Annotated in this window: 12 protein-coding genes and 1 pseudogene; all 13 read right to left on the bottom strand. The window is 33.4% G+C overall.

Translation table 11 applies throughout. From position 1 onward, the window contains the following. Window positions 1-55: 55 nt before the first annotated feature. Window positions 56-196 (bottom strand): annotated as a pseudogene (locus H5201_RS23325) (four helix bundle protein); the annotation flags it as partial. Between the two features lie 85 nt (window positions 197-281). Continuing rightward, window positions 282-476 (bottom strand): four helix bundle protein, encoded by a 195-nt coding sequence (locus H5201_RS23320; protein WP_259399731.1) that lies wholly within the window; start codon window positions 474-476, stop codon window positions 282-284. Between the two features lie 178 nt (window positions 477-654). Continuing rightward, a complete protein-coding gene (locus H5201_RS21145; protein WP_182785337.1) occupies window positions 655-1,203 on the bottom strand; it encodes a sugar transferase in 549 nt (182 codons plus the stop codon). Window positions 1,204-1,218: 15 nt separating this feature from the next. Further along, window positions 1,219-2,154, bottom strand: coding sequence for an SDR family oxidoreductase (locus H5201_RS21140; protein ID WP_182785336.1), 936 nt, complete (start codon window positions 2,152-2,154; stop codon window positions 1,219-1,221). Then, a complete protein-coding gene (locus H5201_RS21135) occupies window positions 2,151-3,320 on the bottom strand; it encodes a glycosyltransferase family 4 protein (protein ID WP_182785335.1) in 1,170 nt (389 codons plus the stop codon). The genes H5201_RS21140 and H5201_RS21135 overlap by 4 nt, the downstream gene beginning before the upstream one ends. Window positions 3,321-3,322: 2 nt before the next feature. Continuing rightward, window positions 3,323-4,948, bottom strand: coding sequence for a heparinase II/III family protein (locus tag H5201_RS21130; RefSeq protein ID WP_182785334.1), 1,626 nt, complete (start codon window positions 4,946-4,948; stop codon window positions 3,323-3,325). A gap of 156 nt (window positions 4,949-5,104) precedes the next feature. Further along, entirely contained in the window at window positions 5,105-6,109 is a 1,005-nt protein-coding gene (locus H5201_RS21125) for a glycosyltransferase (protein WP_182785333.1), read from the bottom strand. A 177-nt stretch (window positions 6,110-6,286) separates the two neighbouring features. After that, window positions 6,287-6,727, bottom strand: a complete 441-nt coding sequence (locus H5201_RS21120; RefSeq protein ID WP_182785332.1) for a serine O-acetyltransferase — start codon at window positions 6,725-6,727, stop codon at window positions 6,287-6,289. Further along, window positions 6,724-7,701, bottom strand: a complete 978-nt coding sequence (locus H5201_RS21115; RefSeq protein WP_182785331.1) for a hypothetical protein — start codon at window positions 7,699-7,701, stop codon at window positions 6,724-6,726. Before H5201_RS21115 ends, H5201_RS21120 begins: the two co-directional genes overlap by 4 nt. Continuing rightward, a complete protein-coding gene (locus H5201_RS21110; protein ID WP_182785330.1) occupies window positions 7,698-9,038 on the bottom strand; it encodes a hypothetical protein in 1,341 nt (446 codons plus the stop codon). Before H5201_RS21110 ends, H5201_RS21115 begins: the two co-directional genes overlap by 4 nt. Before the next feature lies 1 nt (window position 9,039). Then, on the bottom strand, window positions 9,040-10,134 hold the full coding sequence (locus tag H5201_RS21105; protein WP_182785329.1) for a polysaccharide pyruvyl transferase family protein: 1,095 nt from the start codon (window positions 10,132-10,134) through the stop codon (window positions 9,040-9,042). Next, complete coding sequence (locus tag H5201_RS21100; RefSeq protein ID WP_182785328.1) at window positions 10,135-11,340, bottom strand: lipopolysaccharide biosynthesis protein; 1,206 nt, start codon at window positions 11,338-11,340, stop codon at window positions 10,135-10,137. It lies immediately after the preceding gene. A 4-nt stretch (window positions 11,341-11,344) separates the two neighbouring features. Then, window positions 11,345-12,595 carry a UDP-N-acetyl-D-mannosamine dehydrogenase gene (gene wecC, locus H5201_RS21095; protein WP_182785327.1) on the bottom strand — a complete coding sequence of 417 codons (1,251 nt, stop codon included), beginning with the start codon at window positions 12,593-12,595 and terminating at the stop codon, window positions 11,345-11,347. Window positions 12,596-12,640 lie beyond the last annotated feature (45 nt).

The following is a 12,640-nucleotide window of genomic DNA, read 5'->3' as shown; positions in this document are numbered from 1 at the left end:
GCTAAGGTTAAAGGTTAAAGGTTAAAGGTTAAAGGTTAAAGGTAACTTACTAACCCTAAGCCCACGACTCAATAGACTTCATCAAACCTGATAACATTTTGGATAACTGTTTTGTCTCTTCGATCCAAAGTTCAGCTTGATCAATACTTATTTCACCAATTTTAACTGCAATATAAATTTGAGAGCGCAATTCACCACAACTACCTTTAGAGTATGAAAGAAAGCGCGCATAATCTTTGGGAGTCTTCCTCTCATAACGTTATTCGATAAGTCCGTTTATCTCACCTCTTCGAGGCCGCGCAAGCGCGTTCAAAATTTGCTCCTGCAATTTTGTCTGCAATATTTGAAGAAATAGATAAAGCTGAGCGAGTAATTTGATCTTTTAACCCAAACTCTTTACTTGATTTGAAATGTATATAGATCCCACAAGCCAAGTCAGCTGAGCGCTGCCATACGGCTAAATCTTCAAACTGCATAATAACTAATTCCTTGTCTATAACTTCCCTTTAACTCTAAAGCTTTTCATCTTTGACCTTTAGCCTTGAAACTTTATTAAATCTAGCTTTTCAAATTGCATAAAACTTCCCTCTTTAATTTCCTAGCCCCTAGTCAGTTCCCTAGAACCTGTTTCTTACCCTAGCACCTAGTTACCTTTCACTTAACCCGATCCCCACTACCACTTCCGGTTACCGTCATTAATATGTATTTAAAATAGTTGCCAATTGTCAGTGTATCGATCATCTCACGATCAGTTTGAGCAAGTAGCTCAGGAGTAGACATATCAATTTCATTCACTTGGGCAAGGCCTGTAATACCTGGGCGTACTGAAAATACATTTTTAGCGTCACGTGCTTGGGTTAGCTCTTCTTGATTAAATAAACCAGGGCGCGGGCCGACTAAGCTCATTTCGCCTTTTAGTACATTCCAAAGTTGTGGCAGTTCATCTAACTTTGTTTTACGTAAAAAACCACCAAAAGGCGTTATTGAAGCCGTACTTGCTAAATGGCTTGCTACTGAGGCTGTATCAACAGTCATAGTTCTAAACTTAACTAACGTGAATGGTTTTTTATTACGACCCACACGCTCTTGGGTAAATATAGGAGAGCCAGTATCAAACAAGCCAATAATGTATAAAATCACCAAAAATGGTGACGCAAATAACAAACCAAATAGTGAAAACAAAAAGTCGAGTAAACGTATCATTTATAAATCCATTAATTATTTTGTTGAGGTTTTAGCAGCAAGTTTAAAACCATGTTCAACTGAATAAGGCGGCTGCCAATCAAGCGTATTCTTTGTATGACTAATATCTAACTGCAATGAACCAGTTAATCTGTCAATCACATCGTTTTTATTTAGTAATTTACCGGCTAACTTAAAACACCAAACTGGCACGGGTAAAGCTAGATTTTTCTTGCCTTGTACTTTGGCCATTAACGCTAGCATTTCAGCCGTTGATAAATCATAGTCGTCAGAAGCTAAAAACACCTGATTAGCAGCTTTGGGATGCTCAATACACACCTTGATTAAATCAACCAAGTTATAAACTGATACTAAACTACGCTTATTACTTTTTATCGATCTAAACGGCAATGGTAAACCTTTGCCAACAAAGCGCATTAACGAAGCAAAGTTTGCTTTAACCCCTTCACCGTAAACAAGTGGTGGGCGGATAATCACAACTTCCATACAGGTTTGCTTGCTGAGATCTAACAATTGCTGCTCCGCCTCAGCTTTAGATATTCCGTAAGGATCTTCTGCAGCTGATTTGTCACTTGCAGCAAAAGGAGCTTTCTCGCTTGTGCTTTCACCGTTCACTTTAATCGAGCTTAAAAATATAAAGCGTTTTACACCTGCTGCTGCTGCTTGTTTAGCTAAATTAAGTGTTCCGTGAGTATTTACGGCCCTAAATTCATTAAGAGGATCACTAGCAACATCATCCATAATATGAACCCTTGCAGCGCAATGCACAACCACATCGATATTTACAAGCGCCTCGTTATAAAGTGAACTCGAGTCCAAATTATGTGTAAAAACATTTCCGAAATTAGACTGCTTTCTTCCAAGTAGGTTTAATTGATAATTGCCTTGCAATTGCTCTACTAAATTATTGCCAACAAAACCTGAGTAACCAGTTATAAGTAACCGCTTCACTTTTTACCACCATAACTAATTATTGAGTTTGCCATTTCCATCATAATATTTGTACGCGTGTATTTATTTATAAAACTATCTCGATTCGTTTGGCTAAGCTTCAAGGAAGCAAGTGAGGTAACGGCTTGCTGGTAATTACTTGGATAAAACACTTCAGCATTATCAACCTCTTTATTTATAAATTCAGCTGCATAGCCACTTACACCGGCTAAAATAGGTTTACCCACCGCTGCATATTCAAATATTTTTGAAGGTAATACCTTTTCAAATGCTGGGTAGTCATTTAAATGTAAAAATAAAATATCTGCGCTTAAATACTCTTGAATTAAATGATCACGGTTTACAGGCGGATGAAAAGATATATTGGTAAGCCCCTTACTTGCTTCAACCAAGGCGGCTTTTCTGCCACCATCTCCAATCACTTTAAACTGATATTTATCACCAGCTAGTCTGGCTAGTTCAGGAATAATTGTGTTCAACCCCTGCCCTTCACCAATATTCCCAGCATATAATACAGTTAACGGTGCTGAATCATTTAATTCTGATTCAACCGGTGCTTCAGTGCGTAAGAACTCTTTATCAATGCCATTTGTAAACCATGAATAACTTGCACTTTTAAACCGATAAACAAAGTAGCCCTCAAACCCTTTTGATACTAAATTAATATGCTTAGCCGCAGAAAACGTATAATTTTCAACTAATGTCAAAATAGGTTTTAGCAAAAAAGTAACTTTTTGGTTTAACACATCTTTTAGGGTATCAACAAAAATATCACGTATATCTAAATAGAGAGGCGCATTAATTCGCTTTGCAATTCTCGCCCCTAAAAAAGCGGTAAATAAACGAGAACTTGTTGCAAATACTAAATCATACTTTTTACCACTTACAAGTTTGTTAGCCTGCTTATAAAAAGCAGCAAAAGACTTAATTTGATCAAGCATGCCACTTTTATGGGAGGGTAAAGCAATTCGCCTAACAGTTAAATTATCTGTTTGCTCTAATTCCTGCGCCCCAGCTTCAAAACTTGCATACCGATTTGGCATAGTTGTAATAACTTCAATTTCAACATCAGAGTTATTTTTTAGCTGCTCAATTAAAGCTGTGGTTCTGAATGAGCCAGCACATAAATCGGGAGCGTAATAAAATGAGAGCACCAATACTTTCAAAGCTATTCCTTTTGGATTTTTATTTCTGTAATTAATTTACCATTAGTAAATGGTATAACTATTTTTTGATTGGGAATGGTTTTACCGAATTCTGGATGCCAAGTGCTTTCTTCAACAAAACACGCATGTGTACTAACTAAAAGCACCTTACTTTGGCATCCAAACTTTAGCTCTAAACTTGTTTCATCTATTTGCTTTACCTCTACATCGGGATGAACATGCAAATTAAATTCTGCAGCTGATTTAGTAGATAATTCATCAGTTATAATACAAGAGTCGGTTAACGCATTTATTGTTCTTGTGTGAGTAACTTTTGGCTTTAATCGCTTATAGCCATCGTGACTTGCTGATAATGTAATATTATCAGCGCTTTCTTTAGCCTTGAGAAGTTGAGTGTAAGCTCTACGAGCAACACGGAAGCCAGACCAAACCTCTGAAGAGCTTTGCCCATCAACAACTACTGTATTGTGGGCTGAGGTCTCTCGCTGTCTTAAGCGCTCTTTGCTAACGCCGTACAGCGATGTACCTGAATTAACAAAAATACGTTGAGAACCAACTGACATTTCAAAACTTAAACTATCAGCATGTGCATGCCCAGGTAGATAATCGGGCCCAACGTTTGCGTGATCAAATAAAAGAGTGTAATTATCATTTTGCACCCGACTATAACCACTGGCATGATTAGTAGTAAGTAAACTTAATGGCGCTTTATGCTCAAGACCTAGTTTACTTGCATAGTCAAAAATTGCAGCTGGGCTTGCCGCTATACCAATAGCCGCATCGTTAAAAAAACTAACTTCACCATCAGGGTGAATCATTGACTTTAGCCAATGAAGTGCTTTTTTAGCCACTAATTCCCAGTTTTTTAAACGCTCTAATAGTTTAACGTTATGACTGGTTTTCGCTAAATCAATCAGCTCAAGCAAATCCCAAAGTAAAATTTCATGATACATTGGCGATAGTTCAAAATGAGCACCATCAGCTAAAAATTGCTCTGCAATTTCTCTATCTAATATTTTTAAACCTAGCTCTAAAAAACTCTCAGCATTATCACCTTGCAAGTAAGCTCCTACAAAGGTCAAAGCTTTAGCGTTAGCAAATAAGTGATTACCTAAAATATGGTACTCAAGCTGTTGTGACAGCGCACTTGCCTGCTGTGCAATACTATTTAGGTACTTTTGTTCAACACACTCTTTTTTACTAAACCACTTCACCCAGTTTACTAGCCTAAGTGATAGCGGATAAGGTTCCCAACCATTACCAATACAAGGCGGGTTTTCTTCTATCCATCGATTGATAAAAGAATAATGTATGCTTTCTCTTTCTTTATAAGTAACGGAGCTTAAATCATCGAAATAATGTAAATTATACAACCACAGCTTTGTTTTTTTTTCTGAATTCCAATCACAAGAGTTATTTACCTCACCATGTTCATTTAAAAATACAAACTTATTATGAGTAAAGATTGACTCACTACCTATATTGGGTCCACCCCATTGCCAGCCATTATAACCTTTAACAACAATTTTCCGAAATCTGACTTTCTTTATTTTGTATATTAATCTGTAAAAAAACTGTTCTGTCCTCAGGTATTTTATTGTAAAAAGGTATTGTAAAAGCTTATTCAATATAAAATCTCATATAATTGTTAATATTTTAGCAGAATCACTATTTTATTATCCAGTAGTTTGAACAATATCAAATGCAACTTTATGCGTAAAACTCACATTTAATAACCTTAAAAAACTATAGAACTCACTGGTTTGCTTATCTATAATATAAAGTTAAATGTGCTTCATTAAATCTCTAAAAAATTTTTGATGAATTACACGTTCATCATAATTTGAAAAGCTGCTTCTTGCACCTCTCGATAACTTTTCCCATAACAACTTATCTGCCTGTAAAACCCTAAGGGCTTCACCTAAAGAAATGCTGCTCTTTGGCTCCACAAGAATCCCTGATTGATAATCTATAACTAACTCAGGTATAGCTCTCCATTTAGTGGAGACGACAGGGGTACCTGATGCAAAAGCTTCTATAATGACCCCAGGGTAACCTTCACCACTATAGAAAGTAGGTAATACCAATGCTTTGTATGAGGCAATTACTTTCGTTACACTAGATGGTGAGATCACCCCTAAATAATTAACATATTTGATATTGTTTAATTCATCACTTGTATAACCATCTAGGGGACCATAAATATCTATATAAATAGAATTTGATTTAGCAACTTCTATGAGCTCATCAACACCTTTCTCTTTACAAACGCGACCAATGAAAACAAATCTATCTCCCCTTTTCAATCTCTTCTCAAATTTCTTTCTGCAATTTGGTAGCCTCAAAGCTAACTGCAGATTATCAAAAGCTTCGTTTAGCCATGTGTTCAAATCTTCAGTCTCAACTACAATAATTATTTTTGTTAAAGCATACCTAAACAATACTCTAAAAAAAAATCCGCTAGTTTCATATTCAGATTTCAGCCAACCACCAAAAACCCTTAAGACTAATTTTTTCCGAGCAAATACATTAATAAAGAATAAAAATGGGAAAAATAACCTAAACCCATTTTTGGATAAGTTTAATAAAGTCACATCTGACTTAAAGTGTGAACTACATAATTTTATCAACCAAGAAATAGAAAAGGAATTAGTATCAAACGTATGAATTTCTGATTCTTGAGGTAAAACTTGTTTATAGTTTTCATTTAAATAATCAACCATTAATTGGTATAAAACAGTAGCCCCCCCTATAGGAGGAGGGAAAGGACCAACTAAATTAATTTTCATAATTCTTCTCGATTAACAAAACATATCTGATGACATATTTATTAAGTGTAATTAAAGTTAGAAGCAATAAGCTTATTACGGCTTGTTTATCAGATAAATTTTCAATTAGAACAACGATTCCACCTACCTTCCACCCGTACCCCTAACGGTACAGCAAGCAATAAACTCGGCTCTTCTTTAGACATAATCCGATTTTTCTATTCCATGTTTAATAACTTTAGCGGGTACTCCCACTGCCACGCAATTATCTGGTAAATCACATAAAACAACTGCGTTAGCACCTATAACTACATTATTTCCAATTGTAATATTGCCTAGTACTTTAGCCCCTGCACCTATATAAACAGACTCACCAATTATGGGAACTCCATAGACTTTAGATGTACCTCCAATTGTCACACATTGATCTATATGACAATCAAAACCTATCATGGCTCTTTCATGAATAACTATACTCAAACCACCATAACCCAAAATCAAGTCTTTCGGAAAATTTGATTTTTCAGACAAATAGCAATTGAATATAAGTCTAATAAATAAAGATAGTAACTTTGGTATAATTGGAACTTTATATTTATATAACTTAAACGATAGTCTTTGAATTATTATTGGATTCATAGCAACGCTTCAACCCTTTGAGATAAGACCTGAATTGAAAAAAAATCACCATACAACTTTAATGAAGCTGATTCACAATAAGGTGTAATCTTTACATCTAAATAAGAATTGATAATACAACCAGCTCCGTAATTACTTACAACTTCTGCATAAGATTTTATAGAAGGGCTTAATAAAACATTAACACCACAAGATAAATATTCAGCTAACTTTATTGGTGAAGAAACATAATTAACATTAGATTCTTCACGTAACAAGAAACCAAATTCAACACCAGATAAAAACTCTTCAACCTCATTTTCATTACTAAGTGAAACAACGGTGACTCTAGCAAAATATCTTTCATCTATAAAATGTGATACTAATTCGGTAGCCTTTAGTTTATCCCTTGTCGCTATTTTTAGTGATGCTAAATTATCAATGTGAAATACACTATTCATGTATTGTAACATCCAGTCTAGCTTTTGCCATTCAGACATACCACCAATATAACAATAGCTAGATTTACGCCGGACAACTGAATCTACCTTTTTTAAAGTGGATATACATGGTAACACAACCGATTTTTTAAAAACTAAACGATCGTAGTACCTTTTCATATAATCAGATACATATATACAAGAATCTGACATTTTTAGCGCTATAAGCTCTAAAAATTTTAATATATAAAACCTTACCTTAGAGCTATTTTTAAGAAAACTTTCCGAAGGCACATCCCCTTGAACCCAATATACAATTTTAATCTTCAAACCTAACAATAAACAACGCAGTAATATTACTGAAAAAAAAGTAGGAACTACAACATGAGTTATTTCTTTACTTTTTATCAACTTTCTTGTTTTTAAATAATGTGTAAATTCGCTATCAAAGAAAGATCCATCTCTATCATTTGAACATATTTCAAAAAGCCTACGGAAAGCAAGCAATACAGATGAGTTATTTTTCAATTCACTTGTAAAAAAATAAAACTTCATATTTCAACCACCATAACAGAACATCCCTTAATTAAATTTAATAAAACCATAAAGTAAAAAGCAAACCAAAAAGGCCTATCTTTTTCAAATCCATTTTTAAAACAAAAAGCCACCATTATAATATGATTTATAAAATCTATTTTAAAATTCCTTTGCCCCATAAATTTAATTGAATACACAAAAACAGTTGTAAAATAACAGAATAGTAAATAAAACTCTTTTATAAACTCTTTCGAAAATTTCACTTTCAAAATTGACGATATAAACATAGGGAAAATAATAAAATTAAAAATCAAGGCCCCTAGAAAGAATAAGAAACGAACAGCAAAGTTTTCATAATAGTTAACGCTCTCACCTATTAAAAGATAATAGAAACTATCAAAAGCTATTGGTGTTATCATCATTTTACTCAAACCAAGAACAGCTCTCTCAGATATAATAAAAATTATATTTACTAAACTATAGTCTCCTTGAGAAAGAACTTCAGAATCAACCGACAACCCATCATAACCAGCAATATGATGGGTATCACTACCATTTAAAACCAATAACCTAACTAAATTAGAAGTTAAAAAATCATTAAAGAACGTAGCTGCAAGAGCCAGAACAGCCAAAATTAGCAAAGATGATTTAAATATAAAACTTTTCTTATCTATTGAATCTTTTCTATAGAAAGATATATACCAAACAAAAATAGTAATAAGTGTTGAATACAAGTATATAGATCTAGTCTGAGCAATAGCAATAGCAAAAAAAGAGAATAAAATATAGTCAAGAAAACGTCGGTTACTTCGACCAAAAAAATCATAAAAGAATGCAATTGATAATAAGAGTAAAGACTCTCTTAAAAAAGTTGTTATTATGAAAAACGAAATTGGATTAAAAGCAAGTAAAAACCAGGCAAAAGAAGCATTTTGACTAATGTTTTTATTTAATAATAAAATTGAAGCAAAGAAAAAAACATAGTTAAAGATAAAAAAAAGCCAAGTTTCCCCACCAATGTCAAACAGTTCAAAATAAAACCCAACTGAAAGGTAATAAAAACCTTTATTGTCATTTATGAAGTTATATTCACTTTGCAAATATTCTAAATTATCAATTGAAAAAACCTTTAGGAAACCTTCAAAAACATCAGAGTCTTGGCCATAACTATATGAACCATTTGAATTAAATATCAATATATCATTTATAAAGTAAAATACAAAAAAACTATGTAGTAGCAAGCTTGCTACAAAAAAAAGTAACGTTTCTCTAGTTAATTTTTTACATTCTTTGACTATAACAAAAAATGCATAGAAAAATATTACAAAAAAAATAAATTGAAAAATGAAATCCATATTAATCTGCAATTACTTTATTTAGCTGCTCAAAGGCCTCATTTGCTCTTTTACAAAGCGATGCATATTCATCCTCTGGAAAATTCATTTCTTCCAACTGCTTATTTGCAATGTCTAAAAGCTCTTTAATGTTTACGTTTGCTAAATCAAAAGATAAATCACTTATATTAAGCTCTTTAGAAAAAGCACTTATTTTAGGCTCTATTATTAGAGGTAAAATTGGTTTATGAAGCTTCAATGCTGTAATTAAGCCATGGTATCTAGAGCTTATAATTACTTTACATTCTTTGTGTAAATTTACGAAATCTGATAACTCTGTTGCTACTGGATCCCAAACAACGAAATCAACTCTTTGCTTCTCTAATAACTTAATCAGTTTAACGTCACATTTGCTATACACAAAAAATAAAACTTTATTTTTTTTAGTGGATACTAACGCGGAGAACTCTCTAACTATATCCTGATTAAAGTCACCTCTAACATTACTTTCGTCCCAATCACGTAAAACAATCCCAAAATCAAATTTATGTGAATCGTTTACCATACCTGAATTAGAATCAAATAGATTAACTTTATTTGTTAGACATATATCTGCGCAATAATGAACTTTCTCTAAACTACTATTTTCAATAATCTTTAATGAATTTACATCCCTAACAGAAACCAAATCATAACTGCTAAGATTTTTAATTGCACTCTCTTCAGATTCAACACTATGAAAAGGCCCAATGCCAATCCCAAGCGCTATTTTTTTTGTATAGTTAAAACTGTTTTTTTTATTAGAGAAACGAGATAAAATATTTTTAGGGTTCAATATATATTTTTTATACCAATACTTAATAACTTTAACTCCAGCATAAGTACCAAAATTAAAGAACTGTGTACCGCCACCTAAGAGTAATAAGTCATAAGTAATATTAGAGTCACTAGATAAATAGATAGCATTTGGAAACAGTTTTTCTGAATAACTTGCCAAATCCACATCACAATAGACTTCTGCATCATGCTGTTGTTCCAAATACTCAACTAAGACTTTAGCAAGTAAGTCATCACCAAAATTTCCTTTACCATAATAACCCTTCAGCACTACTTTCATTTAATTCTCTCTATAAAACTTAACTAAATATGGAACAACTAAAAACAAGGATAAAACATGTCCTAAAAAATAAATAAAACCTAAAAAATTAAGGTTACTATAATTAATAACACCAACAATATTCACAATAGCCCATAAGAAGTTTGAGTACATCGACAACTTAGTATTATTTGAAAAAACAAGTAATTTTAAAAAATACTGCTTAAGAGTGACAATAACTGAAGAAAACAAAATGTAGTACAAAAAAACCATATTTTCTTCAAACTGATATCTAGGGAACAGATTAAAAAAATTGTTTTCTATAAGAAATGTACCTGACAACATATAAACCAAACCAAAGAAAAAGCTAAACTTCATTGATTTTCGAAGGGCTAATTTAGCACCTTCATTAACAATAACTTTATACATTGTCTGAGCAGCATTTGTAGGCAGCATAACTAGTATTGAATAGAAGACAAAGATTAAATTAAATAAGGCTAAATCTTCTATCACCTCACTCCTACTCACAGTTACTTGTAATAGCCAATTAACTATTATTACTGACAAACTAGCTAGAGATAAATTTTTCAATGAATTATAAAAACCTGATTTGAGCTCAGTTAACTCATTGTAATTTATTTCATGATGTACTTTTCTATCTACAAAAGAGTAATAAATACTAACATTAAATAATAAGAATGATAAAACTATAAAGAAAACAAAGTACATCATTCCAATCTCGTTAAAAATTAATATAAACATAAGAGTTAATGCAAATAAGAGCTTTATAACATTGATTTTCACAAGCGTTTTATAGCGAGCTTCAGCGATCATCAGAGATTGCAATAGCGTTTCAAAATATAAAGACAATAATAATGGAGATATAACAAGGATCAGATTGGATAATCCTTTTAACTTATATACACTTTCAATGAAATTAGATAACAAACAAATTAAGACGACAATAAAAAAAACACAAATGAGCATATAGCGTTCAATCGTATTGTAAAAAACGTAAAACACATCCCTATCAAACTTTACTCTTGAATTAATTACACTGTTTACAATAGCCATCAAAAATAAGCCAGCAAAAACGGCAATAATTGTATATGCTGAGCTAAATTGAGCATACTCCGATGGTGTATAATACTGAATAATAACAAGTGTGAGTAAGACACTTGCAAACTTATTCAGTATACCGTTAGATATGACTGCGATAGAGTTCAAGTTTCTACCTTACTGTATTAATAATGTAATCACCCTTAAAATCAATTTCTGCGAACGCCTTGTGGTTGACTAAGAGAACATTTACATCCGCACTTTCTAGTGCTTCAGTAAGACTTACTAGCAGCAAGTTATTAATATCTACAGTTGCAACATTAGGCTCAACAGCAATAACAGTACCTGAATGGAACTCTACAATCTTCTTAGTAATATTTAAAGCTGGGCTTTCACGTAAATCATCTATGTCTGGTTTGAACGCCAAACCATAGCAAGCTATAGTGACATCTTTAGCTGTTTTTGTTGGGTTCGCCTGTAAAAAATCTGCAATCGCTAGTTTAACTTTATTAATTACCCATTGCGGTTTAGCATCATTTACTTTACGAGCTGTATGTATTATTTGCGCTTCCTCAGGCGTTTTACTTACAATAAACCATGGGTCTACAGCTATACAATGTCCGCCAACGCCTGGACCTGGTTGTAAAATATTAATACGCGGATGACGGTTAGCCAAAGATATAAGCTCCCATACGTCAATATCTAACTTATCACAAATGACTGATAACTCATTGGCAAAGGCTATTTGCACATCACGGCATGAGTTTTCAGTCAGCTTTGCCATTTCTGCGGTACGGGCATTGGTGATTACGCACTCACCTTGTACAAATGTTTTATAAAGCTCTACAGCTCGGGCTGAGCATTTTGCAGTCATACCACCAATAACGCGATCATTTTCAACCAGCTCACGCACAACATGGCCAGGCAGTACTCGCTCAGGACAATGCGCTACATTTATATCAGCTTCTTCACCAGCAGCTTGTGGGAACGATAAGTCAGGGCGAGCTGCTGCCAACCATTCAGCCATTTGCTCAGTTGCGCCAACTGGTGATGTAGACTCTAGTATAACTAAGTCACCTTTTTTAAGTACAGGCGCAATCGCTTCACTGGCTTTTTTGATATAGCTTAAATCAGGTTCTGGTATTGTAGAATCATTGTTCTTGAATGGTGTAGGTACTGCAATCAAAAATGCATCCGCAGGCTCTGGTGAAGTTACAGCTTTTAAATAGCCCTCAGCCACTGCTGCATGTACGATCATGTCTAGATCTGGTTCTACTATATGTATTTCACCACGATTAATTGTATCTACCGCATGTTGATTTACATCAACACCAATCACGCTTTTTTTACGTGATGCGAACATCGCAGCTGTTGGTAAGCCAATATAGCCTAAACCAATAACTGAAATTGTATTAAATGACATGATAATCCTTTTAAATAGGTTCTAGGTTCTAGGTTCTAGGTTCTA

The sequence above is a fragment of the Pseudoalteromonas sp. SG43-6 genome (genome assembly GCF_014164365.1).
Taxonomy (GTDB): Bacteria; Pseudomonadota; Gammaproteobacteria; order Enterobacterales; family Alteromonadaceae; genus Pseudoalteromonas; species Pseudoalteromonas rhizosphaerae.
This window is presented reverse-complemented; position numbering and strand designations above follow the sequence as displayed.